Source organism: Psychromonas sp. SP041 (assembly GCF_000470315.2).
Classification (GTDB): domain Bacteria; phylum Pseudomonadota; class Gammaproteobacteria; order Enterobacterales; family Psychromonadaceae; genus Psychromonas.
Window position 1 is genome coordinate 24575 of record NZ_CBRF02000037.1, and the last position, 24759, is coordinate 49333.

25 protein-coding genes are annotated in these 24759 nt (G+C 36.3%); 13 read left to right on the forward strand and 12 right to left on the reverse strand.

Annotated features, from left to right (window positions below; translation table 11 throughout):
- Nucleotides 1-364: 364 nt before the first annotated feature.
- The 8 genes from sodX to SP041_RS16980 form a co-directional block, all read right to left on the reverse strand.
- Complete coding sequence (gene sodX, locus SP041_RS16945; protein ID WP_346763650.1) at nucleotides 365-733, reverse strand: nickel-type superoxide dismutase maturation protease; 369 nt, start codon at nucleotides 731-733, stop codon at nucleotides 365-367.
- A gap of 77 nt (nucleotides 734-810) precedes the next feature.
- The gene (gene sodN, locus SP041_RS16950; RefSeq protein ID WP_025565058.1) at nucleotides 811-1314 is read right to left on the reverse strand and encodes a superoxide dismutase, Ni; all 504 of its coding nucleotides are present in this window, start codon (nucleotides 1312-1314) and stop codon (nucleotides 811-813) included.
- 2 nt (nucleotides 1315-1316) lie between these two features.
- Nucleotides 1317-1538 carry a hypothetical protein gene (locus SP041_RS16955; RefSeq protein WP_025565059.1) on the reverse strand — a complete coding sequence of 74 codons (222 nt, stop codon included), beginning with the start codon at nucleotides 1536-1538 and terminating at the stop codon, nucleotides 1317-1319.
- A 99-nt stretch (nucleotides 1539-1637) separates the two neighbouring features.
- Nucleotides 1638-2087, reverse strand: coding sequence for a hypothetical protein (locus tag SP041_RS16960; protein ID WP_025565060.1), 450 nt, complete (start codon nucleotides 2085-2087; stop codon nucleotides 1638-1640).
- A gap of 299 nt (nucleotides 2088-2386) precedes the next feature.
- Complete coding sequence (locus SP041_RS16965; RefSeq protein ID WP_025565061.1) at nucleotides 2387-2791, reverse strand: GFA family protein; 405 nt, start codon at nucleotides 2789-2791, stop codon at nucleotides 2387-2389.
- Nucleotides 2792-2821: 30 nt separating this feature from the next.
- The gene (locus tag SP041_RS16970) at nucleotides 2822-3214 is read right to left on the reverse strand and encodes a VOC family protein (RefSeq protein ID WP_025565062.1); all 393 of its coding nucleotides are present in this window, start codon (nucleotides 3212-3214) and stop codon (nucleotides 2822-2824) included.
- 98 nt (nucleotides 3215-3312) lie between these two features.
- Nucleotides 3313-3780, reverse strand: a complete 468-nt coding sequence (locus tag SP041_RS16975; protein ID WP_025565063.1) for a DUF3465 domain-containing protein — start codon at nucleotides 3778-3780, stop codon at nucleotides 3313-3315.
- Nucleotides 3781-3863: 83 nt separating this feature from the next.
- Entirely contained in the window at nucleotides 3864-4226 is a 363-nt protein-coding gene (locus SP041_RS16980; RefSeq protein WP_025565064.1) for a DUF1304 domain-containing protein, read from the reverse strand.
- 328 nt (nucleotides 4227-4554) lie between these two features.
- On the opposite strand from SP041_RS16980, the gene SP041_RS16985 reads away from it, so the two are divergent.
- The gene (locus SP041_RS16985) at nucleotides 4555-5187 is read left to right on the forward strand and encodes an antibiotic biosynthesis monooxygenase (RefSeq protein WP_025565065.1); all 633 of its coding nucleotides are present in this window, start codon (nucleotides 4555-4557) and stop codon (nucleotides 5185-5187) included.
- A 148-nt stretch (nucleotides 5188-5335) separates the two neighbouring features.
- On the opposite strand, the gene SP041_RS16990 is transcribed toward SP041_RS16985, so the two are convergent.
- Complete coding sequence (locus tag SP041_RS16990) at nucleotides 5336-6655, reverse strand: cellulase family glycosylhydrolase (RefSeq protein WP_025565066.1); 1320 nt, start codon at nucleotides 6653-6655, stop codon at nucleotides 5336-5338.
- Nucleotides 6656-7508: 853 nt separating this feature from the next.
- Nucleotides 7509-8144: a LysE family transporter gene (locus SP041_RS16995; RefSeq protein ID WP_025565067.1), complete on the reverse strand. Its 636-nt coding sequence runs from the start codon at nucleotides 8142-8144 to the stop codon at nucleotides 7509-7511.
- 218 nt (nucleotides 8145-8362) lie between these two features.
- Between SP041_RS16995 and SP041_RS17000 the strand changes: the two genes are divergently transcribed.
- Entirely contained in the window at nucleotides 8363-8551 is a 189-nt protein-coding gene (locus SP041_RS17000; RefSeq protein WP_025565068.1) for a CPXCG motif-containing cysteine-rich protein, read from the forward strand.
- Between the two features lie 203 nt (nucleotides 8552-8754).
- Here SP041_RS17000 and SP041_RS17005 read toward each other — a convergent pair whose 3' ends face one another.
- Nucleotides 8755-9441 (reverse strand): type 1 glutamine amidotransferase domain-containing protein, encoded by a 687-nt coding sequence (locus SP041_RS17005; RefSeq protein WP_025565069.1) that lies wholly within the window; start codon nucleotides 9439-9441, stop codon nucleotides 8755-8757.
- 232 nt (nucleotides 9442-9673) lie between these two features.
- Here SP041_RS17005 and SP041_RS17010 point away from each other — a divergent pair, with 232 nt between their 5' ends.
- A complete protein-coding gene (locus SP041_RS17010; protein ID WP_025565070.1) occupies nucleotides 9674-10582 on the forward strand; it encodes a LysR family transcriptional regulator in 909 nt (302 codons plus the stop codon).
- 205 nt (nucleotides 10583-10787) lie between these two features.
- Nucleotides 10788-12473, forward strand: a complete 1686-nt coding sequence (locus tag SP041_RS17015; RefSeq protein ID WP_205961217.1) for an NAD-dependent malic enzyme — start codon at nucleotides 10788-10790, stop codon at nucleotides 12471-12473.
- A 170-nt stretch (nucleotides 12474-12643) separates the two neighbouring features.
- On the opposite strand, the gene SP041_RS17020 is transcribed toward SP041_RS17015, so the two are convergent.
- On the reverse strand, nucleotides 12644-13804 hold the full coding sequence (locus tag SP041_RS17020) for an FAD-dependent monooxygenase (RefSeq protein ID WP_025565072.1): 1161 nt from the start codon (nucleotides 13802-13804) through the stop codon (nucleotides 12644-12646).
- A 225-nt stretch (nucleotides 13805-14029) separates the two neighbouring features.
- On the opposite strand from SP041_RS17020, the gene miaB reads away from it, so the two are divergent.
- The 9 genes from miaB to SP041_RS17065 all read left to right on the forward strand — a co-directional run bounded on the left by miaB (nucleotide 14030) and on the right by SP041_RS17065 (nucleotide 24340).
- A complete protein-coding gene (miaB, locus tag SP041_RS17025) occupies nucleotides 14030-15451 on the forward strand; it encodes a tRNA (N6-isopentenyl adenosine(37)-C2)-methylthiotransferase MiaB (RefSeq protein WP_025565074.1) in 1422 nt (473 codons plus the stop codon).
- Nucleotides 15452-15499: 48 nt separating this feature from the next.
- The gene (locus SP041_RS17030) at nucleotides 15500-16534 is read left to right on the forward strand and encodes a PhoH family protein (RefSeq protein ID WP_025565075.1); all 1035 of its coding nucleotides are present in this window, start codon (nucleotides 15500-15502) and stop codon (nucleotides 16532-16534) included.
- Nucleotides 16534-17010, forward strand: a complete 477-nt coding sequence (ybeY, locus tag SP041_RS17035) for an rRNA maturation RNase YbeY (protein WP_025565076.1) — start codon at nucleotides 16534-16536, stop codon at nucleotides 17008-17010. Before SP041_RS17030 ends, ybeY begins: the two co-directional genes overlap by 1 nt.
- 9 nt (nucleotides 17011-17019) lie before the next feature.
- Complete coding sequence (corC, locus tag SP041_RS17040; RefSeq protein WP_025565077.1) at nucleotides 17020-17892, forward strand: CNNM family magnesium/cobalt transport protein CorC; 873 nt, start codon at nucleotides 17020-17022, stop codon at nucleotides 17890-17892.
- Entirely contained in the window at nucleotides 17889-19490 is a 1602-nt protein-coding gene (gene lnt, locus SP041_RS17045) for an apolipoprotein N-acyltransferase (RefSeq protein WP_240791493.1), read from the forward strand. Before corC ends, lnt begins: the two co-directional genes overlap by 4 nt.
- Nucleotides 19491-19556: 66 nt before the next feature.
- Nucleotides 19557-20927 (forward strand): MATE family efflux transporter, encoded by a 1371-nt coding sequence (locus tag SP041_RS17050; protein WP_137297958.1) that lies wholly within the window; start codon nucleotides 19557-19559, stop codon nucleotides 20925-20927.
- 113 nt (nucleotides 20928-21040) lie between these two features.
- Nucleotides 21041-21817, forward strand: a complete 777-nt coding sequence (locus SP041_RS17055) for an ATP-dependent zinc protease (protein WP_137297959.1) — start codon at nucleotides 21041-21043, stop codon at nucleotides 21815-21817.
- A gap of 9 nt (nucleotides 21818-21826) precedes the next feature.
- The gene (locus SP041_RS17060) at nucleotides 21827-23365 is read left to right on the forward strand and encodes an inactive transglutaminase family protein (RefSeq protein ID WP_137297960.1); all 1539 of its coding nucleotides are present in this window, start codon (nucleotides 21827-21829) and stop codon (nucleotides 23363-23365) included.
- Between the two features lie 3 nt (nucleotides 23366-23368).
- The gene (locus tag SP041_RS17065) at nucleotides 23369-24340 is read left to right on the forward strand and encodes an alpha-L-glutamate ligase-like protein (RefSeq protein ID WP_137297961.1); all 972 of its coding nucleotides are present in this window, start codon (nucleotides 23369-23371) and stop codon (nucleotides 24338-24340) included.
- Nucleotides 24341-24759 lie beyond the last annotated feature (419 nt).

Sequence of the window (24759 nt, forward strand, 5' to 3'; positions counted from 1 at the left end):
GTAAATTTTATTAAAACTTCACAGGTGTGTATTGTGATAGATTACTTTTGCATGAGCAATCTAAAGATCTATTTAAGTCACTCTGAATTAACTGATAAAGTGTTTTTATTAGAATAAATCTGACCAGAAGGTAAAAGTAACACAATAGAAAGGCGCTCGAAGAATTTATAGATATTAATAAATAAGCTATCTCTAAACGACTAACCTATATTTAAGGGGTTTATTGTAAGCTTTGTTACAAGTTTATTGGTGGGCAATCATTGAGGAAAATAGTTAAAGGTCATAGATAAAGACAATAACTTAAGGCCATAACTTAAGGTATGAATTTAAGGTAATAACTATAAGGTAATAAAAAAAGCAGTCGCTAACTAGGTTTAGTATTGCTTTTGTTCTCATTAAATAAAGATCTCATTGGTTTGTGATTAGCGCAGATACAAAAGAGTACTTTACCTACTAATCGATGAGGCGCAATCCATCCCAACTCCTGTGGTTGCAGACTAGTTTCATTTTCACCACCAATCCAAAGTAATCCATTACAATCAATATTAAGAACTCTTTTAACAATGAATCGATATAAAGCATGATCAACAACAACGAGATCACCCACTTTTAATGAACGCTGCCAATGGTTAATAAAAACAAAGTCTCCATGTTGTAAACGAGGAACCATACTTGTTCCTTGTACTTTAATCATGCTAAACATAATAACTCCAGCGCACCTAAATAATAGCAATTACATTACATAAGTAATAAGGGGTCTAAATAAAGTAAGAAGCCTGTAGCTCTCCATACTGTTAAACCCCTCTTAATTTAGCCCTTTAAGTCAGGGTAAACCGTTTCCAACATTGGAGGATAAGGACAAGCAGCACTATAAGTAGCTACGCCTTTAGTTAACCAAAAAGCAGCTGCAAATTCATTGACTAAACTGACTAGCTTCTCACCTTCTTCTCTATCAATACTTTGCTTACATTTTGATGCTTGTAGCATAATGCTATGAGTAAGTTGATGTGCATTAGGTAACTGTTCAAATTGTGGTGCTTTAAAATAGTCCCCCCAAATAATACGAACCGCTTCTTTTACTTCTGTACTAGCAGATTCTTTCTCATTCACTAAGCGAGCAACCTGCGCATAGTCTGCGACATTCAATGTGCCTTTATCTTCAACTTCTTTTATTAAGTCCATTAAACGAACACAACTTAACGCGGCAAGCTGTGCTGTTGATGGATCATAAATTTTACATGGAATATCACAATGCGCTTGTGCTGTTTTAAAGTTAAGCATTTTATCAATATTTTTAATCAGGCTATGTAACATGGTTATTCTCCTTTAGTAGAAATAGTAGAAACGTTTTTACGACGACGAATAACTTGCTTATAAACGAGTCCAGCGACAATCACTGAAGCAATAGCAGCAACAGTAAGGAGATGAATAGAATTACTTGCCCAATGTGCATGGTCATGACCTGGGTGTGCTTGAGCCACTTGGCTGAAAGCCAACATTAAGCTTAAGATAATTGAATGATTAAATATTTTTTTCATATTTTCTTCCTTGGTTTTAACGTAAAACACCTTCTTTGAAGGCAGTGATAAAAATGATTTATATTGTTTTAGAAGACATTTAACTAGATGAATGGAGCATTAATGACGTATTGCTTTTTTAGGAGCAGAAACAACATTTGAAAATATTGCCATTAAAGGGTTATTTTGCGCAGGTAATGCTGAGAAATGACTTTGGCTAAACAGTTGCCACTCGCAACGAATACGAGTGAGAGTACGTATAATAATGCTGTATTGTTGGTCGCTTACATCCGACCGTGTCATCGCAACTTGAAGAAAGTGAATTGCATTTTCATACTGGGCATCTGCTAATACAAACTCACCTAATACCGTATAAGATTCAGCAAGGTTTAAAAAACTCACGGTAGCGGCAGCAATCGTTGATTCCGCATCACGGTTAAAATCATCATCAAATGAAACTTCTAATAGCGATAATGCTTGTTTATTTAAATTAACAGCATCATCAAAAGCATGATTCGAATAAGCGTTAATCGCTTCTTTCGTTAAACATTCCCAATTGTGATTCAGCATAACTTTTCCCATTCCAACCAAACACCAAAAGTAATAGGAATCATTATCATTTAATTAAAAAGATAAATCCACCCTATTTGATAATTATTATCATTAATTTTAATATGTAGCAGTTTTTTAAATCTTAGTAGATAGGTAAAGTATTAATAAATAATAACCAGATTAGAGGTGTTTTCTTAAAGGTCTGCAGTAATTATTTAAAGGTTAAGTCGTTAATTAACAGGTAGCTTCAGCATTCAAACTTATGAATAAAAAGAACCTCTATCATGAAATTCTTTCTATTTAAATTTGAAGATGGTTTATTTAGGAAATTTATCGAATGTTTTGGCGTTAATTGCTTTGTCATACCAAGTTGCTTTCTCTGAACAGAAAATATGACTATCTGGTTCTATATTAGGAGATCCATTTAAACTCCCCGCAGGGACAACCAACGCTTTCCCAGTACGCGAGATATATGGCACATTACTACCACAGTTATTACAAAAAGCACTAGAGATTGCACGACCAGGTACATCAAAGCGTTTTACTGAGTCTAAACCACTTAACCATGTAATATTATTTGGTGTTGTAAATAAGTTAGACGCATGAGCTGATCCCGTGGCTTTTTGACATTGAATACAATGACAAAGGTGGAATTTTTTAAAGTCATCTTCACTTTCAAATGACACTTTTCCACATAAACAACTACCTGAGATTGTAGACATATTAGTAACCTTAAGTTTTATATTTAATATTTATTGAACGTTAATTTGACGGTTGAAACTAGCTTCATCTCTAATACCTATACGGTTACCATCAGGATCGTAAATATTAATTGTAGAACCCCACTCACTTTCTATCAATTCAGTGGGTATTCCGAAATGCTTCATTCTTTTCATTGCGGCATGAATATCCGCCACATTAAACCGTAATTTAGATGGGCAAGCTTTGATTGATTTTCCATTAGGCTCAGCAAAGCCCTCTGTTTCTATCATCAAATACCCAGAGCCAAATTCTACACAAGTCAGTTTAAAATCACCTTCGATTTTTGAAAACATAACCTTAAGGTCTAAAACATCGCGATAGAAAGCAACACATTCATTATAATTTTCAACATTTAAAATAATGCCATAACGTTGAGTATCCACTTAACCCCTTATTGTTGAAATGACATTAAACAATTGAGCTTGATGTTTTTATTGCCAATAAACAATAAAAACAAACAATATTAATGACAGGCTTTACACTATTGATAAGTTCTACCTTGATGTTTTAACCAACCACCAACATGGTAACCATTAGGGTCGCTGTGTGTCCAATGAACCACACCACCACGATCATTCCATTCATATTCACCATAAAACTCAACTTGGTCACCTTGTGAAATTGAATTAATACGTGGTGCTAAATCTATATTATGTGCAATTAAAATAGTTTGCCCTGAGCCTAAACGCAAAATAAATTTCTGATGACGAGAGCCTTTATTGTCATCGTTTAATAACTTAATAACAGTGCCTGCTCCATTGACTTGAACATCGCTACGCCTATTTTGATAGGCTGTTTCAGCACTTTCATTAGTGGAACTAGCAGTAACGTTATTATCCGTGACTACCTTTAAACCTTTAACAGAGGCAGAAACATTGCTGTTATTAAATGACCACTGATAGCATGCAATCACGATTCCAATAACAATAAAAGCTAATATCTTTTTCATTTTAAACTCTCATTCTTTTTAAAAAACAGTTCATTAAAAATAGATCATTAAAAACATCTTATGGTTAATCCACCAGCGAGAAATTAAACTAACATTAACGCAATACAAGCTAATAAGGCAGGTAAGCCTTGCACTAAAAGAATAGATTTTTTAACGGTAAACGCTCCGTATAAGGCAGCAACAATAACGCATAAGACAAAGAAGATTTGAATTTGACTGCCCATCACTGAGTCAGGGTGTAGTAATCCCCAGAATAAACCTGTAGATAAAAAACCGTTATAAAGACCTTGGTTGGCAGCCATCACTTTAGTCGTTTCAATATCTTCTTTTTTAATACCAAATACTTTTTGTGTACGGGGTTTATCCCATAAAAACATCTCTAATATTAATATGTATAGATGCTCAACTGCGACTAAAGCGACCAATATGATTGATAAGGTTTCCATGGTGATATCCTGTCATAAGTTAATAGAACTTTAAAATAACAATTTAGCGTCTTTATGGTTTTACTACCGCTATTAATTAACCATCATTTTATTTTTTTAAATTGAATAATCTGCACTCTCACGTTAAAGATAGGACAATTTATCCCTCTAAATGAAGATGATTATGGATAGTATCATCCATATTAATTGGATCTATTCACTCTTTTTCTATTCGTTAACATAAAGCAAAATAAATATTCATTGAATGAGCAATACAACAAAAAGTGACTACAGCCCCTTTAACAGTCTCCATAAAAATAAAGTATTCTCGCCAAAAATAGGAATTAAAATGATCGTACAAGTCGTTAAGTTTGATATAAAACCAACCCATATTGCATTATTTAAAGCATTGCTTGAAGATGATAAACAAGGTTCAAAAAATGAAGCCGGTTTATTGGAAATGCGATTATATCAAGATAAGAATTTTCCTAATCTATTTTTTGCCTATGAACGATTCGATAACCAAAGCGCAATAGACCATCACGCTACACAACAATATACAAAAGTGTTACTTGAAGCATTGCCAACAATCAGCAATAAAGCGCCAGAAATATTTTACTTAAATGCGACAACACCAGCGCCTCTTTTCGAAAAAAATCCTAAAACAGTTAATACTGAAGATGAATTATTTATTATGTTCTGTATTTTAAAAATAAACTCAGACTATAAAGCAGAGTTATTAACTCAGTTTAAAGAGCATATAACGCAAACTCGTCAACAAGAACAAGGCAACCTGCTCTTTGATTTATATACAGTAGAAAACCAAGAAGATACGTTAGTAATATATGAACATTGGCGTAAAGAGTCTGACTTATGGGACATTCATTTTAGTCAGCCTTACGTAATAGAAACGGCTAAGTTAATGGAAAAAGCAGTGATAGGTGAGATTAAGCAATATATGAGTTTTGTAACTGAACTTTAAAATAATGTGAAATAACCAGAAATCCACTTTGGATAAGTCGACTAATGAGAAGCAGAGTGTTTAACTATCACCTGCTTCCCTAAAGTGAGTTTTCCACTTAACGACTTAAAGCTTAAGTGTAATAAAAAATAAACTTACTTTATAAAGACTAACTACAGCTGCCTGTCGTTGTCCATGATGCGTCACTTCCTGGAATACTATTCGTATACCAGTTAGCAGTATAGGCATTACCACTGTATTGCATCGAATCTCCAGATTCATTATGCGTGTACGATCCTTCTGAATAGTCTTTTTTAACCCAATCAGGGTAAGTATTGATACTAGAACAATTAACATTAACAGTCGTCACTGTATCAATGCTATCAACTGTGTCGGTACTGTCTGCTACAGTGTCAATGTTATCTGCTGTATCTGTACTGTCTGTTGCATCAGTTGTTTCCCCATCAGTGTCAGTACTCTCTGTTGTTTCTGCACTGTCTGCTGAACGAGTACTACTGTCCCAACCTTGAACGATCTCTTTTACTTTGGTGCCAGAGTCAGTTAAAGAATCCCAGTCACCGCCTTCGGTAAAGGTTGATGCACCTTCATTTTTATCATTCAGAGCCCAATTAGCGTGGCTGATATTATTTGTTTGTAAGAACGTCATCCAAGCATCAGTTTCTGATGTATTGACACCACCGTTGCCATCGGAATTTACCGTTCCCCATTCTGTCACAAATAAAGCAATACCATTATCTAAAGCCGTTTGTGCTTTATCTCGATATGACTCGCCGTGAGTACCTGCATAAAAATGTAACGTGTAAGCAATATTAGTACGATCGATAGGATCTTGAGAAGCCACATCTACATCTTGAGACCATGTCGGGGTTCCGACGACAATCAAATTATCAGGATCTATTTCGCGAATTTTATCAATGACAGTTTCAGCATAAGGTTTAATATCATCAGACCAAGAAACACTTAGCGGTTCATTGTAAATTTCATAAATAACATTATCGTAATCACCATACTTGGCAGCGACTTCCTCAAAGAAGGCGATCGCGGTTGTTTGGTCTGTATGTGCATTATGGCTATGTAAATCAATAATAACGTACATGTCTTCTGCAATGGCAGCATTAACAACGGTATCAAGACGCTCCATATTAGCGTCCCAATCATAATTCAAGCTACCGCTGTAATCGGAGCCATGCCCAATAGCGGCACGAATTATGTTGGCACCAAACTCTAACTTGGCACTATTGACGATATCGGCAGTATAAAAATCTTCGCCTCCCCAACCAGTATTGCTCCAAAATAAGCTAAGACCAGCAAAGCTAGTATTTTCTCCCCCTGCTAACACTTGGTTTCCAGTAACGCTTAATGGTTCAACGGCAGCGTTGGCCATTGTCGTCATTCCTAGTAACAAAGCTAAAGACAAGTAACTTTTCTTAAATACTCCTTTTGTTTGATTGTTTAAAACGTGATTCATAATATTTCCTTTAAATTAATTTATTACCCATTTTTAAAGCGAACTCATATAAGGTCGGTTTTCACCTTTTTTGACCAAAACCTCCTTACATTTGTCATCAATAGATATCGAAAACTCATCATTTAAAAGCACCTAATCAATAAAGTAATATGATAAGACTAATAAGAAAAATTAAACTTTTAACAGCAAATTTCGCTTTGAATAGCTGCCTTTAAAATTCAGAGATAAAAGTAAAACTAAGGTTTAACAGCAACCAAAGTTTCTATATGGCTTTTCTGATGTGTAAAGTTCACACATCAAAAATTGATAACAATTATCAATGCCACATAAAAGATTAAGTCTTTAAAGATCAAATAAAGTTCAATTGTAATTTTTAGTGCAACATTTTATAAACAAAAAGAAGTAAAAATCATCTAAGGTGACAATTCACATATTAGAAAGCTAAAAATTTGACAGGATTAATATGCAGATTTAAAAAAGTAAAAGAAAAAAGGAAGCAATCAGAAGAAGTATAACTAAGGGAACACTGTTTAAGTAAATGCTTATAAAAGCTGAATAAGTAAAATTGAATATAAATGACTTGTAGATAAGTTAAGCGATGTAATTTACAAAAAGTGAATGATATTTTTTCGGTTGAGAAATAACAAAAATAAATCTGATTTAATGATGAGATTATTTATAGTGTATAAAAGGCCTTATAAAAATAATTTACAAAGCCAATTATTTAAAAACGTAGTAACGCTTTTATGCTCTTTATTGCCTACCTTCCACAATAAAATAAGGTCGTCAGCCAAGTTAATCGTTACTATTTCAGCCATATCTAATGACTATCGATAGCCACGGTTTACTAAAATTAGCTATTACCGCTTATCGCCACTTTTACACCAAAACCAATTAAGACACTACCCACTACTTTCTCTATTTTTTGTTTATGAGTATTAAACTTTTTCACCAGTGCAGGGTGACTAAAGAATAGAGAAACGATACTAAACCAAACAACATGCGCTAAGCAGATAATTAACCCATATAACAATTGCACCCATACTGGGGTGGACGGATTGACCACTTGTGTAAATAAACTAAGGAAAAACAATGTTGTTTTAGGGTTTAACGCATTAGTAATAAAGCCCAACTTTACGGCACCAAAACGAGACAACTTAGGCTCGCTCGGTACGCCTTCTGCACTTAATTTACTTTTTGAAGTAAACGTTTTATAACCAATATAAATTAAGTAAGCCGCCCCCATATACTTAATCAATGAAAACAATACGATTGATTTCGAGATAATAATTGCCAACCCCGCGATTGAATAAGCAACATGTATCCAAATAGCTAACCCAATGCCTAATGCTGAATACAATCCACTTTGTCTTCCGTGAAACATACTATTACGAGAGATCATAATGAAATCGACACCAGGACTGATCGCCATAAAAATAGCAATAACACTCACTGAGATCAGTTCAGGTAAATAATTTAAAATATCCATTGTTAACGTCCTGTTTTTTGGATTGCTAGTAAGGTGACGGCAGTAAGGAAAAAGGCCTTATAAATTTCTAATACCTACATTCAATAAGTAAATGAAGACATTTAATTTGATTCGGTTTTTATATCTGTTTCTGATATTACATTATAAAACTAAATACAACGTACAAAGTTTCAGATAAATTATGACAAAAGACATATCAATAAAAAGAAAGGATAAAAATGGCATTTCTACAAGAAGAGAATATAAGTTGTCCGTATTGCGGAGAAACAATCACTATATTGCTTGATCCCTCAGACACTGACCAAGATTATATTGAGGATTGCCAAGTTTGCTGCCAACCCATTAACTTTTCTGTAGTGGCGAATGAACTAGATGAGCTTGAGGTGATTGTCAGTAGTGATTATTAACAGTGGTGATTATTAGCAATAGTTATAGTTATAGTTATAGCCATTAATTTACTTGGAGTGTGAGTGCCTTATATAACATTCCAACACATAAAAAAGCCACACTGAACAACTCCGTAAAGTTATTCCATGTGGCCTTCAATAAAACGAAGCATTAAACTAAATAAGGTAATGCGACGTTAATTTTGCATGAGAAGCATTGAAAATTAAGCGTTTAAATGCGCCACTAATTTTTCAGCCACCAGCTCAGAGCTTGCAGGGTTTTGACCAGAGATGATCAAGCCATCTTGTACTGCAAATGCAGCAAAATCATCTACTTTTTGGTAATCTGCACCGCGCTTAATTAACTCGTCTTCTACTAAGAAAGGTACGATATCAGTTAATTGTACTGCATCTTCTTCACTATTAGTGAAACCAGCAACAGCTTTACCTTTAATAACAAACTCACCGTTAGCATCTTTAATATCTAATAATACTGCGCTTGCATGACATACTGCGCCAACAGGTTTATTAGCGGCTAGGAAGCTTTCAATCAATTTAATTGAATCGGCGTTATATGCAAGATCCCATAATGGTCCGTGACCACCAGGATAGAATACCGAATCGTAATCACTTTCATTAACCGATGATAAAACAACTGTATTAGCTAATTCTTCTTTTACAACTTCATCTTGGTCATAGCGTTTAGTTGCATCTGTTTCAAAGTCAGACAGTTGACTTGTTGGATCAATCGGTGGTTGACCGCCTAATGGTGATGCTAATGTAATGTCGAAACCAGCATCCTTAAATACGTAATACGGTGCTGCAAACTCTTCAACCCAAAAACCTGTTTTATGGTCTGTATCGCCTAATTTATCGTGTGATGTTAAAACCATTAATATTTTTTTGCTCATGATAATGCCCTTAATACTGAGAGTGTTTGATAGCCAACTAACGGCTGATGTAAACAGTATAGGCTTACTCAAGAATTGAACAATGCATACTTTATGAACTTCATTGTTAGAATTATTGATACAATAACTAATGCAATCACTAATGTAACTGTTAATATCGGCTTATATTAGATAAGTCGTTTGCTCATAGATTTAAAAGAGATACCGCCAACACAAACTAAAAGAGGCATTAATGGAACTGTCATTTGAACAATTAAAAAGTATGGTAGTCTTTGCACAAGTCATTGAACAAGGTAACTTGAGCGCTGCTGCTAAACACGTTGGTTTATCTCGAGCCGTCGTCAGCTATCATATAAAAAAACTTGAAACACAGTTAGGCATTAAATTACTTAACCGCTCTACACGTAGCATTGCATTAACTGAAGCAGGCAGCCAATACTACGAACGTTGCAGAGTGATTGTTGAGCAAGCCTTAGCCGCTAATCAACAAATCGAAAACCTTAAAAATAATCCTACTGGTTTAATTAAAATTGCGTGCCCTGTGAGTGTCGGTTTACATACCATTGTCCCTGCATTAAATTCATTTCGTCAACTCTATCCAAATATACAGTTAGAAATAAATCTCAGCGATGAAGTAGTGAATATTATTAAAGATGGATTTGATATTGCCATTCGAGGGGCTGCTTTAGCCGATTCAACCTTACAAGCAACTAAACTATCGACCTTAAGCACTTGTTTGTGTGCCTCTCCTGAATACTTATTAAAATACGGTCGCCCTAATACGCCCGCACAATTAGCGAGTCATGACTGGGTAGTTTATAAATTAGCTGCTAATGTATTAGAACTTAAAAAAGGTAATCGATCTTATAGTGTTAAATTTAAAGGTAATATCAGCACCAATAATGCAGCGGCTAGAACGGCTTTTGTTGAGGGAGGTCATGGTTTAGGTCGTATCCCAACCTATGATGCAGCCCCTAAAATCAAGGCAGGTAGTTTGGTGCAATTGTTGGACGACTATCAATTAAACGACATTGATGTTTATGCGGTATTTCCTCCAGGTGCAGCGGAGTCTAAAAAGTTGCGATTATTAATCGATTATCTAAAAGATTACTTTAAAAAAAATAAACTTACATTAAGCTAACAGAAATTGAAAAACTTTAACGTTATTTAATGAATAGGTAACAGTATTTTTATAAGATAAAACTTAAAATAGAATAACTGTGAGCGATTTATTAGATGCGAACTCTATTTTCAAACAGCTATGCTCAAAAACACGATCAAAAAAATGATCAAAAAATTAGTTTTGAACCAACTTATCCGATGCCTTTATTTACTGAGAAGATTTTATTATGCCGAACAAACGTCCTCTATATATTCCCTTTGCTGGGCCCGCATTATTAGAAGCACCACTATTAAATAAAGGCAGCGCTTTCTCATCTGAAGAACGTGATAATTTTAATTTAACAGGTTTATTGCCTCACAATATTGAAACCATTGAAGAGCAGTCACTTCGTGCTTATCAACAATTATCCTCTTTCTCTAGTGACTTAGATAAGCATATCTATTTACGTAATATTCAAGATACTAATGAAACATTATTTCATCATTTGATTGAGCAACACATCGAAGAAGTAATGCCATTAATTTATACCCCTACGGTTGGCCAAGCTTGTGAGAAATTCTCTAAAATATACCGCCGTAAACGTGGTTTGTTTATCTCTTACCCTGAGCGTGACAAAATTGATGACATGTTACAAAATGCCACTAAACAAAATGTAAAAGTTATCGTAGTGACCGATGGCGAGCGTATTTTAGGGCTGGGCGACCAAGGTATCGGTGGCATGGGGATCCCGATTGGGAAACTAGCTTTATACACAGCTTGTGGTGGTATTAGTCCTGCACATTGCCTTCCTATCTTATTAGATGTAGGCACAAACAACAGCCAACTACTGAATGACCCTATGTACATGGGATGGCGCAACCCACGTATTACTGGCGAAGAATATAATGAATTTGTCGACTTATTTATTCAAGCGGTTAAACGTCGTTGGCCTGAAGTGTTATTACAATTTGAAGATTTCGCACAAACTAATGCAACACCACTATTAAATAAATACCGCGATCAGCTATGTTGTTTTAATGATGACATTCAAGGTACGGCTGCTGTTTCAGTAGGTACGTTAATTGCTGCTTGTTTGAATAAAGGGCAAAAACTTAGCCAACAAAATATTGCCTTTTTAGGCGCGGGATCTGCTGGATGTGGTATTGCAGAACATATTATTAGACAAATGCAACGCGAAGGTTTAACTGAAGAACAAGCGCGTAAACAAGTATTTATGGTTGACCGTTACGGCTTATTAACAGATAACATGACGGAGCTACAAAGCTTCCAAGCACCACTTGTTCAAAAAGAAGCTGATATCGCCAGTTGGGATAAGACTCAAAAATTAGGCTTAGAGCAAGTTGCCAAACAAGCTAAAATTACCGTGCTATTCGGTGTAAGTGGTCAAAAAGGATTATTCACACAAGGTGTTATTGAAGCGTTATGTGAAAACACTGAAAACCCAATCGTATTACCACTGTCAAACCCAACATCTCGTGTAGAAGCAACACCACAAGAGATAACAAACTGGAGTAAAGGTAAAGCGATTATTGCAACGGGTAGCCCTTTCCCGAATACTCTTTACGAAGGTCAATCTTATGAAATTTCTCAATGTAACAATAGCTACATTTTCCCTGGAATCGGTTTAGGGGTATTAGCGGCACGTGCAACAGGTATCAGCGATAATATGTTAATGGTGGCAAGCCAAGCTTTAGCAGATGCATCGATGGAATATGAAAAAGCACCAGGCGCTTTATTACCACCGTTAAAAGTGATTAAACAAATCAGCGAAAAGATTGCCTGTGCTGTGGCTCAACAAGCAATTGAAGATAAATTAGCGCTACCGGTTACTGATGAGAACATGCATCGTCGTTTAGAGGCTAACTTCTGGTTACCTAAGTACCGTAACTACCGCCGTACTTCTTTCTAAATTAGGCTGTAAACAGTTTAAAACAGACACTTAAAATGACTGTTTTAAAGCACAATAAAAAGCCGGGTAGTAACTTAACGAGATAAATTTAAGTTACTACCCGGCTTTTTTAATGCGTGACAATTATATGTCTATGGCAGATATTCTATGACCATACACTTTGTCACTCGTTAATTAATGCCCATCGCATAACGCATCACACGATTTTTAACTTGCCCTGATTGTTGTGCAAGCCCCAAGAAACCTTTACGTAATACGCGTATTAAATCAGAATCTGATTTACTGACTTTATAAAATACATCCATACCCGTTTGCATTAACAAGTTGGCAGGTCGCCTCTGGCATTGATAACGTTTTAGCATTTCAGGTATTGGTAAATCACTGCATTGCGTTAGCAACTCAACAAGACATTGAACATCTTTAAAACCTAAATTAACGCCCTGTCCAGCTAACGGATTAATAGTGTGTGCCGCATCGCCCAACAGCACCGCACGGCCTTGATAATAATATTTTGCATGACGACGAGTTAATGGAAAACCACCTTTAGCGTCGACTTTAAAATCAAAATCTAATTTAGGAAATTCAGCTAATATAGTGTCTTTGAGCTGTTGATTGGTTAAGCTTTGTAAATGCTTTATTTTTTGTGGGCTGTGATACCACACTAAACTGGCATTATTACTAGCCAGTGGTAAAAAGGCACAAGGCCCTGTTTCTCTAAACTCTTGCCAAGTAACGGCTTGCTGTGCGCAATCAGTAGTAATATTAATGAGCAAACAATGTTGGCGATAATCCCAGCTTGTCACTGGCAGTTGTAAATGATTACGTACCCCTGAATTTGCACCATCACAGGCAAGCAGTAATTCAGCCGTAATCACTTGTTGGTCTGATAGAGTCACTGTTACTTGTTGTTCATTTTGATCAATATCAGTGACTTCACAACATTCATAAAAATGAACATTATTTAATTGTTTTAAACGTTGCCACAATACCGCTTGGATCCAACGATTTTCAGCAATATAACCTAATTGCTCAGCACCAATATCATCACTTGAAAACATGAGCTTCTGGCTACCTTGCTCCCAAGTATGTAATTCTTGATAGGCACAAAGTCTGTCTAACGGAATATCTTCCCATACACCGGCTTGCTCAAGTAAGTGTTTACTTTGCGCACTGAATGCAGAAACACGAAGGTCAAAGGCATCTTCATTTTTCGGTATAGTAAAAGAGGACTTTTCAACTAGGTGTAATGTATCACCTTGTTTAGCAAGTAATAACGCCGACAATGCGCCAACCATGCCCCCACCAACAACGATAATTTCTCTGTTTGCCATTACACCCTCAATTGTTTGTCTTACACCGATTTAATGATTGTACGTAAAAGATGCCTTGTTGGGAAAATTAACCTAATATTTTAGTGTTATAAAACCAAGATATTTGGATCATCATCAATAATAGTGAAGCGAGCAAACAAAAAGTAGCATGATTGCTTTGATGTGCGTAAAATGCGACCTCGTTTTAAGAAACACACTAATTAGTCAGCATAGTAGGCAGTGAATATGAGCATGAAATTACACGTTAAAACATGGGGTTGTCAGATGAATGAGTATGACTCATCAAAAATGGCAGACCTTTTAAGTGCAAGTAACGGTTATGTTTCCGTTGATGAAGCTGAAAATGCTGACGTGATTTTATTAAATACTTGTTCTATTCGAGAGAAAGCACAGGAAAAAGTATTCCACCAACTAGGTCGTTGGAGAAAACTAAAAGAAAAAAATCCTAATATTATTATTGGTGTTGGGGGTTGTGTTGCTTCGCAAGAAGGTAAAGCAATACGTCGTCGCGCACCTTATGTAGATATTGTTTTTGGACCGCAAACGTTACACCGTTTACCAAAAATGATTCAAGACGTGAAAGACAATAAAGGTAATGTAGTCGATGTCAGTTTCCCTGAAATTGAAAAATTTGACTCTATGCCAGAGCCTAGAGCAGAAGGCGCAACGGCTTTTGTCTCTATTATGGAAGGTTGTTCAAAATACTGTACTTTCTGTGTTGTACCTTACACGCGTGGCGAAGAAGTGAGTCGTCCATTAGACGATATTCTATTAGAAGTTGCACAACTTGCAGAGCAAGGTGTTCGTGAAATCAATCTATTAGGTCAAAATGTAAACTCTTACATTGGTGATATGCACGATGGTGAAGAATGTAGTTTCTCTGAATTACTACGTTACGTTGCTTCTATCGATGGTATTGACCGCTTACGTTACACAACCAGTAATCCAATTGATTTCACTGATGAAATCATTGATGTTTATCGCGACACACCAGAATTAGTAGATTTCTTACACCTCCCAGTACAAGCAGGCGCAGATCGCATTTTAACCATGATGAAACGTGGCCATAATGTAGCGCAATACAAAGAAAAAATTGCAGCATTAAAATTGGTTCGCCCTAATTTAACAATCAGTTCTGACTTCATTGTTGGCTTTCCAAATGAAACCGATGAAGATTTCCAACAAACAATGGATCTGATTAACTATATTGGTTTTGATACCAGTTATAGCTTCATTTATAGCCAACGTCCTGGTACGCCGGCAGCAGATATGCCAGATGATGTAACACTAGAGACTAAGAAAAAACGCTTAGCAATATTACAAGATAGAATACATCAGCATTCTCAATTAATTGGTCGCCGTATGGTCGGTTCTGTACAACGTATTTTAGTTGAAGGCCCTTCTCGTAAAAACATCATGGAATTATGTGGTCGTACTGAGAATAACCGAATTGTAAACTTTGAAGGAGACCATCGTTCGATTGGTGGTTTTGTTGATGTTGAAATTACAGAAGTACATACCAACTCAATTCGTGGTAAGTTTATCCGTGGTGAATCAGAAATGAATCTACGTGAATCAATTCGCCCAAGTGATATTGTGAAAAGCAAAGCAAAAAAATTAGGTGTTGAAACGTTTATTCCAGCATAGTTTTTGCTTAGAATAACTTTTTATCCAAAATAAATAAGGCGTTAAAATTTGACCACAAAATTAACTACATTACACCTTGATTTAGAACCTGCAGATAAAGATCGCCTAGCGGTTTTATGTGGCTCTTTTGACGACAACATCAAACAAATAGAACGTCGTTTAGGTGTTGAAGTGATTTATAAAGATGCACACTTTCAAATAGTGGGTGAAGAACGTTACGCTCAAGCAGGTAGCGAGTTAATCAATGATTTATACATTGAAACTCAGTCTATAAAAGGCAAAGCAGCACGTTTATCTGATGAAGATGTACATTTAGCGTTGCAGAACGTAATCAATGAACATCGTTTATTGGAAGTGAGTGTAGCGTCTGAAGAAGTTGGTTTTAAAAGTCTAACCATTAAAACTAAACGTGGTGTTATCAAACCACGTGGTGAAAACCAAACAAAATACGTGAGTAACATTTTGCGTAATGATATTAGCTTTGGTGTTGGCCCTGCTGGCACAGGTAAAACTTACTTAGCCGTTGCTTGTGCTGTAGAAGCATTAGAACGTCAAGAAGTACGTCGTATTCTATTAACGCGCCCTGCTGTTGAAGCAGGTGAAAAACTAGGTTTCTTACCGGGTGATCTATCACAAAAAGTAGATCCGTACTTACGCCCATTATATGACGCTTTATTTGAAATGTTAGGTTTCGAGAAAGTTGAAAAGTTAATAGAGAAAAATATTATTGAAATTGCACCACTTGCTTATATGCGTGGACGTACTTTAAATGATGCATTTATTATTTTAGATGAAAGCCAAAATACGACGACAGAACAAATGAAAATGTTCTTAACGCGTATTGGTTTTAACTCTACAGCGGTAATTACCGGTGATATTACGCAAATTGATTTACCTCGCCATCAAAAGTCTGGCTTACGCCATGCAATTGAAGTATTGGGTGAAGTCGATGACGGTATCAGCTTTAACTTTTTCTTAGCAGACGACGTAGTACGCCATCCAGTAGTCGCTCGTATTGTTAAAGCTTATGACGCTTTTGATAGAAAAGCTGAAATAGCAGAAAGCGAAGCGAGAAACGCTTAATGGAATTGTACGTTGATTTACAGCTTGCTAGTGAGAACCAGCAAGCGTTACCTGAACTCGCACAATTTGAAGCTTGGGTTAGCGCAACTATAATCGCAGCTAGCGAGCAACTACGAGATGAAGCTGAACTAACAATCCGTATTGTAGACAGTGAAGAAAGTCAGCAGTTAAACCACCAATACAGAGAAAAAGATAAATCAACTAATGTGTTATCTTTTCCTTTTCAGAATCCTCCGGGGATCACATTGCCTTTGTTAGGAGATCTGGTAGTCTGTAAAGAAGTGGTTGAAAATGAAGCAACGGAACAACAAAAACCGTTAATTTCACATTGGGCACATATGACAATCCACGGTACACTCCATCTTCTAGGTTTCGACCATATTGAAGAAGATGAAGCAGAAGCGATGGAAAGTATTGAAACCAAGCTCATGATTGAGTTAGGTTATAGTGACCCTTATTTAAGCGAAAAAGAGTAAATAAAATTAATGTCGGAAGATTCTCATTCTAGTAACGAACAGCCTAAAGAAGGTCTGTTCGATAAAATCGGTAACCTATTTCAAGGTGAGCCTAAAAGCCAAGATGAATTATTAGATGTGATTGATAGCGCTAAACAGCGTCAAGTTATCGATCAAAAAACCAAAGAAATGATAAAAGGTGTTATCGACGTTTCTAAAATGCGCGTTCGAGACATTATGATCCCGCGTTCACAAATGGTGACATTGGGACTACACCAGCCTGTTGAAGAATTATTGCCTGAGATTATTAACTCAGCTCACTCTCGTTTCCCTGTTATTACTGAAGATAAAGACCACGTTGTTGGTTTATTATTAGCAAAAGATCTCATTCAATATGGTTTTAGCTCAGATCCTGATGATTTTAAAATCGAAGATATTCTGCGTGAAGCGGTTGTTGTGCCTGAAAGTAAGCGACTAGATACTTTATTAAAAGAATTTCGTAGTCAACGTTACCATATGGCGATTGTTGTTGATGAATATGGTGGTGTATCAGGTTTAGTCACTATCGAAGATATTTTAGAAGTGATCGTTGGTGAGATTGAAGATGAATTTGATTACGAAGAAGAAGATGAAATTCGTAAAATAGGTAAACGTACTTACACTGTGAGTGCATTAACCACATTAGCTGATTTTAATGAGTTCTTCGAAACTGATTACAACATTGATATTCAAGATACGATTGGTGGTTTAATTTTGCATGAACTAGGGCATTTACCTAGCCGTGGCGAAAAGATAACGATTAATGAACATAAGTTTAAAGTCACTAATGCCGATAACCGTCGCTTAGTACAGCTGCAAGTTCGTGTTCCAAAAGAATTGAAAAAAGAGCTTAAAAAAGATTGAAAAAATACCTGAGCAAACTGCTAAATAAAGCAACGTCTTCTTTATCAGCGCAATTATTAACGGCTGCCTTTTTAGGGGCGATACAAGTATTTGCTTTTGCTCCTTTTCAACAATGGTGGGTTTTATATCCATCATTTGTTGGCATTTTTCTACTCCTCAAAAAAGTCCAACAGCAGCATAAAAAGCTATTTCTAGTCAGTTTCATTTTTAACTTATCGATGTTTGTTGCAACCTTACATTGGATCTATGTCAGCATGGATCTCTTTGGTGGTATGCCACTGATTATCAGCGCGTTATTAATCGTCTTACTGTGTGCTTATTTAGCCCTATTTCCATCTCTTGCATTATGGCTTACTTATAAAATACCGACCAAATCATCAGTTATTCGATTACTACTTATTATGCCTAGTTTATGGCTAATAACTGACTGGCTAAGAGGCTGGGTACTAACTGGTTTCCCTTGGGCTTATTTAGGCTATAGCCACGCAGATACGGTATTAGTTGGTTTCGCCCCTATTCTCGGCGTACAAGGTATCACCCTAGCGATATTGCTTATTTGTGCTTGCCTTACTCTACTCACTATTAAAAAATCACAAAAGCTTGCATCATTATTAATACTGACTGTTGTAATGAGCGGTTATAGCTTAAAACAACTTACTTTTACTGAATTACAACCGGCAATTAAAGTGGCTTTGGTACAGGGCAATATAGATCAGAACAAAAAATGGGAACCAAACGAGCTTTACCCTTCTATATTAAAATATTTAGAATTATCAGGGATTAAAAACAGTAAAGATAACAGCGGAAATGACCTTATCACCGCTAAAAAGCCGGCAGAAACTGAACTTGTTATTTGGCCTGAATCAGCCATTGCAGGCCTTGAAGTTGATATGCAACGTTTCTTACAATCTTTGTCTTTAAAGTTTGCACAAGAAAATAAAGCATTATTAACAGGTATTATTAATTACGACGTTAATAACAAAGACTATTACAATAGCATCATCATGTTAGGGAAATTACCTCCAGGTCAAGGTTACTCGCAAACTAGCCCGAATCGCTACGCTAAACATCAATTATTACCGATTGGTGAATTTGTTCCCTTTGAAGATATTTTACGTCCTTTAGCACCGTATTTTAATTTGCCAATGTCGAGTTTTCAACGTGGTGGCGAAATACAAGAAAACTTAAAATTTTCAAACAGTACACTTGCACCAGCGTTATGTTACGAAATTGCTTTTCCTGAATTATTGCGTGAAAACGTTCATGAAAAAACAGGATTAATCATCACCCTCAGTAATGATGCTTGGTTTGGCGATTCCATCGGCCCAGCTCAGCATTTGGAAATAGCAAGAATGCGTGCCATTGAACTTGGCCGTCCACTACTACGCAGTACTAACAATGGTATTACCGCCATTTATGATAGCCTTGGCAATGAACTTGGTCGCTTACCATCTAATACCGATGCGGTATTACGACGCGCAGTTCAACCCGCTTATGGTCAAACACCTTATCAACAAGTAGGTCAAACTCCCTTATTTATTTTCTGCCTATTAGCATTAATATCAGCATTTGTTTTAATTAAAAGAAAAGCTGCTTAATCGTAACGCCTTAGTGAACCATTACTTTCATAACTATTGATACAAATAAGTTTATTAAGGCGTTTTATGAAAAATAAAATAATAACTTTTCAAAACAAAACTTTTCAAAAAAAGCTTTGGACCATCGCTCTGCCGATTACTCTGCAATCATTACTGTATTCTTTTTTAGGCTTAGTCGATATATTAATGGTGAGCCAGCTAGGTGAGGCAGAGATCGCTGCGGTAGGCTTAGGTAATAAAGTCTTTTTCTTTAATCTATTAATGATGGTGGGTGTTAGTCACGCTGGAGGTGTACTTGCAGCCCAATATTATGGCGCAAAAGAACTGTCAGGATTACGCCGCAGCTTAGTTACTTCTCTCTTAATTAGCGTGTTAATTACCCTCCCCTTTGTTCTTTTTTATGTATTTTCGCCCAGTACCGTGACAGGGTTGGCGAGTAACGATATTGAGTTGTTGAACTATGCTAATCAATATTTAAAGATCACTGCCTATAGTTTTCTATTTATTGCCGTTGTATTGCCATTAGAAACAGCATTACGCTCCGCGGGTGACACTAAAACAGCGATGAATATTAGCTTTTTAGTATTACCACTAAATGCTTTCTTTAACTACATTCTTATTTTTGGGCACTGGGGTGTACCTGCAATGGGAGTAGAAGGTAGTGCTTGGGGAACTTTTTTAGCCCGAGCGGTTCAAATGGTATTGTTAATGTTATTTATTGCGAAAAAACGAACGTTTGTTATTGCAAGTATCGAAGAGATTAAAACAGCGCTTTCTATACTTGATATACGTCGTTATTTAAAGTTAGCGATTCCGATGGTATTACATGATAGCGGCTGGGCATTAGGCGTATTTGTATACACCTTAATATTTGCCATGATTGGTGTACAAGAATTAGCAGTAATGAGTATGGTGTCGACAATTGAGCAAACTATTTTTGCTCTGTTTATTGGTGTTGCTATTGCGAGTGGAACAATGATCGGCCATGAATTAGGTGCAAAGGCATTTGATAGAGCATGGCAACAAGCTTGGACTTTTATTTTATTTGTACCTGTTTTAGCATTTATATTTGTACCGCTAATTATCTATTTTAGAGAGCCGGTATTATCTTTTTTTCCAACATTGTCAGAGTCAGCGACAGCAAGTGCTTCACAGGTTTTATTAGTACTAGCCTGCGCTTTATTTGTACGCGTAATAAACTTTATTGGCATTATCGGCGTATTGCGTAGTGGAGGCGATATAAATTACAGTACATTCATGGATATTTTTTGTATGTGGTGTATCGGAATACCTTTAACGTTTATCGCAGTGACTTATTACAACTTCACGTTAGTTGAAGCCTATATTGTCGCACTATCAGAAGAATTAATTAAAGTATTACTGGTATTACATCGAGTCCACAAAAAACATTGGCTTAAAAATGTTTTACCGACTTAATTAAAGGCACTTTAGCCATAAACAAACATTCATTAACACAATTTAACACAGCTATTTATAATGCAAACTGATAACATATTTTTTTAATTTTAACTTCTATCAAAGGAACCTTCATGCTTTTTAAGAGAACGGCCATTATTACACTTTCAACCTTATTTTTGACCGTTGGATGTATTTCTATTTCAACAGATGAAGAAGCGCAAAAAGTACAAACAACGCTTCAAGAACAAGCAAATAAAATTGCAGATTTAGAAACTGCTTTAACAGAATCCAAAGCAGATATAGAAGAAAAACAAAAAGCATTAGAAAAAAATAAAACAGATTTAGAAAAGGTACAACAAGAGAAACTGGATCTTGATGAAAAATTAAAACAGAGAGTAACTGCAGTAAAATCAACAAGAAGAAGTAGTAATGTTGTTACTAAAACAAACACTAAGAAAACGACTTCAGATAAAAGTATTTTAGGTCAAACTGAATGGATTTATGTCACTAAAGCAAAAGAAAACTTTAAAGCACGTATCGATACAGGTGCTGCAACTTCTTCTATCAATGCATTAGATATTCAAGAATTTGAACGTGATGGAAAAGATTGGGTTAAATTCAATATTTCACATAATGCAGATGAAAAAGAACAAATCATTGAAGCACGAGTTCTTCGTTATGTAAGAATATTACAGTCGAGTGAGCCAGGTGAATACGATAGACGCCCTGTTGTTGAATTACATGTAAGAATTGGCGGTGTTGCACATCGTTCAGAGTTTACCTTAACCAACCGTCAGCACATGGAATATGCCGTTTTAATTGGTCGTAGTTTTATGCAAGATGTCATTGTCGTCGATGTGAGTAAAGATTATATTTACCCAAAATATCAACCACAAGATACAAAATAGGACACATTTATGAATGCGCGTATTTTCTTTTTTACTTTAGTCGCTGGGTTATTTTTACTGGGGATATTTCAGACAGTCCAACGTCATTTAGCATTTGATATTCCATGGATGCCAGGTGAAACTCGTTCTGTATGGAACATCGATGCTAAAGTTGAGTTTGAAGCAACTGGGAAACCTGTTCTTGCTTCATTAACGACGCCAAATAGCCAAGCTGGATACACACAAATAAGTCAAAATGCAGCATCTCCTGGTTACGGTTTATCTTTCTTATATGAGAATAATAACCCGCAAGCACAGTGGACTATTCGCCAAATAAATGGCCCTCAAACCCTTTATTATAATATTCAATTATTGGTCGATAATGGAAGTACTGATCAATCGATTACTGAAATGCCTGAGCTACATGAAGTTGAATACGGAGCAGCAGGTGTCGCTGCTGATTTAGCTGCTGGTTCAGATATTATCAAAGATGCTTTAAAAACCAGTGCTGATGCATTTAGCTTCACGCGGGAAGTACTAAAACAACTTAATGCAAGCGATCCTAATCAAAATGTTAGTTTAGTCTTAGCGGGTAAAGCATCAAAGACTGACATCCTCATTACGCTTTTAAATGAAGCTAAAATCCCAACAAAAAGAATTGGTGCGTTAACATTGGAAGATGGCCGTCGTCGCCAACACTTGCAACCGTTAATTGAAGTTTTCCAAGAAAAAGATGGCAAAATTGAGTCTCGTTTATTTGATGCTTCATCGGTAAAAGAAGTGGACCGTAGTGATCTATTATTATGGGACCAAAGTGGAAAAGCCTTATTAGAATTAACCGGTGGTGTTAACTCAAAAGTAAGCTTTTCAATGATCCAACAAGATCAGCCTGCACTCGCGGCTATCTTGCAAAAAACAGATAATGAACATCTATTTAACTTTTCGATTCATAGTTTACCTGTTGAAGATCAATCTTTATTTAAAGGTATTTTAATGATCCCGCTAGGCGTATTGATTGTTGTGATCATGCGAGTGTTAGTCGGATTAAAAACATCTGGTACTTTCATGCCGGTGTTAATAGCAATGGCCTTTATACAAACGAGCTTGGTTACTGGACTAGTTGGCTTCATTTTACTTGTCGCGGTCGGGTTGTTTATTCGATCATACTTGTCACATCTTAACTTACTCCTGGTCTCCCGAATATCTACCGTGATCATTATGGTTATTTTATTGATCGCACTATTTGGTGTCCTATCTTACAAATTAGGCTTAACGGAAGGCTTAAAAGTGACGTTCTTCCCAATGATCATCCTATCTTGGACGATTGAACGTATGTCTGTTCTGTGGGAAGAAGAGGGTCCAAAAGAAGTATTTACACAAGGCGGTGGTAGTTTAGTTGTTGCGGTACTCGCTTACTTTGTAATGAGTAATGAAGTCGCTCGTCACTTAATGTTTAACTTCATTGGTTTGCAGTTTGTCGTCATGTCTTTTGTATTGGTATTAGGTAGTTATACAGGTTACCGCTTGTTAGAACTGCGTCGTTTTAAACCTTTAGCGGACAAGGAATAAACTATGTTCTTTTCTAGTCCTTTTAAGTTAAAAAAGAAAGGCATTATGGGGATGAACCAACGTAACAGTGGTTATATTGGTCGTTACAACCCCCGCCGCTTATATCCTTTAGTGGATAACAAACTAAAAACTAAAATCATTGCTCGTGAAGCAAATGTGACCACTCCAGCCCTGCTTGGTGTTATTTCGATGCAGGCTGAAGTTGAAGGCGTAGAGCAGTTTATAACAGATACAGCTGGCTTTGTTATCAAGCCAGCTAAAGGCAGTGGCGGTAAAGGTATTTTAGTCATTACTAAAATTAAAAACGGCCGCTACTACAAACCCAATGGCAATGAAGAAACTTTAGCTGAAATAAAACGTCATGTGACTGATATTTTAGCAGGGCTATTTAGTCTTGGTGGTAGTGCTGATGTCGCAGTGGTAGAAGGTTTGATTCAATTTGATAGTGCCTTTGATGGTTTCAGCTTTGAAGGTGTGCCTGATGTACGAGTGATCGTATTTAAAGGTTTCCCTGTGATGGCAATGATGCGTTTATCAACCGCTGCTTCCGATGGCAAAGCTAATTTGCATCAAGGAGCTGTTGGAGTAGGCATTGATATAGCGACAGGGAAGGCCGTTAATGCGGTTCAGTTTGATTTACCTGTTGAACGCCACCCTGATACAGATAAAGAGCTAAAACTGCTTAACGTGCCAAAATGGGAACGTTTAATCTACCTAGCTGCAAGCTGTTATGAAATGTCAGGTATGGGTTACCTTGGTACCGATATGGTACTCGACCGTGATTTAGGCCCTATGTTATTAGAACTTAATGCTCGTCCAGGATTGGCGATTCAAATTGCTAACGGGACAGGTATTCTGCCGCGTTTAAAGCTCATTGAAAGTTTAACCAATGCAGACCAAATGACGGTAGAAGAACGTGTTGCTTTTTGTAAGAAACATTTTGCAGAAACACCATTAGTTGAAATAGCTTCTTAACTGAATATAACGTCATAATAAGCAATTAAATTTATAAGGCCATTACATTGAATGTAATGGCCTTTTTTATTGCGTTCAATTTTTTAGTTATACCGATTCCATTAAATATGTCATCTAAATTTTGCGCTGGAAAAACAGTTCAATTCAAGGCGTAAATTGAGCCTTTCCAAGATTAACTCCGTTAATCCTCTATCGGAGAATTAGCCAAAAGAGGTTAATTCTTTAATGGTTTTTCCCTTTACGAAATTTACAACGAGGAAATGGAGTGTTTTAACAAGTAAAATAGATAAGCTATTTATTGTGATTAATGGTATGGACCCTCTCCACTCCACTTACGGCTTCAAATGAGCCAATATAGAAGTGTTAAACAATCTATATACAGAAAAATAGAGAGGGTCACATGAATACTATAACAATCG

Excerpts from the sequence above, each read along its gene's own strand:
- SP041_RS16955 (WP_025565059.1), bottom strand. The coding sequence starts at position 1,538 with ATGAAAAAAATATTTAATCATTCAATTATCTTAAGCTTAATGTTGGCT.
- miaB (WP_025565074.1), top strand. The coding sequence starts at position 14,030 with ATGAGCATGAAATTACACGTTAAAACATGGGGTTGTCAGATGAATGAG.
- SP041_RS17010 (WP_025565070.1), top strand. The coding sequence starts at position 9,674 with ATGGAACTGTCATTTGAACAATTAAAAAGTATGGTAGTCTTTGCACAA.
- SP041_RS17020 (WP_025565072.1), bottom strand. The coding sequence starts at position 13,804 with ATGGCAAACAGAGAAATTATCGTTGTTGGTGGGGGCATGGTTGGCGCA.
- corC (WP_025565077.1), top strand. The coding sequence starts at position 17,020 with ATGTCGGAAGATTCTCATTCTAGTAACGAACAGCCTAAAGAAGGTCTG.
- SP041_RS17005 (WP_025565069.1), bottom strand. The coding sequence starts at position 9,441 with ATGAGCAAAAAAATATTAATGGTTTTAACATCACACGATAAATTAGGC.
- SP041_RS17000 (WP_025565068.1), top strand. The coding sequence starts at position 8,363 with ATGGCATTTCTACAAGAAGAGAATATAAGTTGTCCGTATTGCGGAGAA.
- sodN (WP_025565058.1), bottom strand. The coding sequence starts at position 1,314 with ATGTTACATAGCCTGATTAAAAATATTGATAAAATGCTTAACTTTAAA.
- SP041_RS17065 (WP_137297961.1), top strand. The coding sequence starts at position 23,369 with ATGTTCTTTTCTAGTCCTTTTAAGTTAAAAAAGAAAGGCATTATGGGG.
- SP041_RS17055 (WP_137297959.1), top strand. The coding sequence starts at position 21,041 with ATGCTTTTTAAGAGAACGGCCATTATTACACTTTCAACCTTATTTTTG.
- SP041_RS17050 (WP_137297958.1), top strand. The coding sequence starts at position 19,557 with ATGAAAAATAAAATAATAACTTTTCAAAACAAAACTTTTCAAAAAAAG.
- ybeY (WP_025565076.1), top strand. The coding sequence starts at position 16,534 with ATGGAATTGTACGTTGATTTACAGCTTGCTAGTGAGAACCAGCAAGCG.
- SP041_RS16980 (WP_025565064.1), bottom strand. The coding sequence starts at position 4,226 with ATGGAAACCTTATCAATCATATTGGTCGCTTTAGTCGCAGTTGAGCAT.
- SP041_RS16965 (WP_025565061.1), bottom strand. The coding sequence starts at position 2,791 with ATGTCTACAATCTCAGGTAGTTGTTTATGTGGAAAAGTGTCATTTGAA.
- SP041_RS16975 (WP_025565063.1), bottom strand. The coding sequence starts at position 3,780 with ATGAAAAAGATATTAGCTTTTATTGTTATTGGAATCGTGATTGCATGC.
- SP041_RS16985 (WP_025565065.1), top strand. The coding sequence starts at position 4,555 with ATGATCGTACAAGTCGTTAAGTTTGATATAAAACCAACCCATATTGCA.
- SP041_RS17060 (WP_137297960.1), top strand. The coding sequence starts at position 21,827 with ATGAATGCGCGTATTTTCTTTTTTACTTTAGTCGCTGGGTTATTTTTA.
- SP041_RS16960 (WP_025565060.1), bottom strand. The coding sequence starts at position 2,087 with ATGCTGAATCACAATTGGGAATGTTTAACGAAAGAAGCGATTAACGCT.
- SP041_RS16990 (WP_025565066.1), bottom strand. The coding sequence starts at position 6,655 with ATGAATCACGTTTTAAACAATCAAACAAAAGGAGTATTTAAGAAAAGT.
- SP041_RS16995 (WP_025565067.1), bottom strand. The coding sequence starts at position 8,144 with ATGGATATTTTAAATTATTTACCTGAACTGATCTCAGTGAGTGTTATT.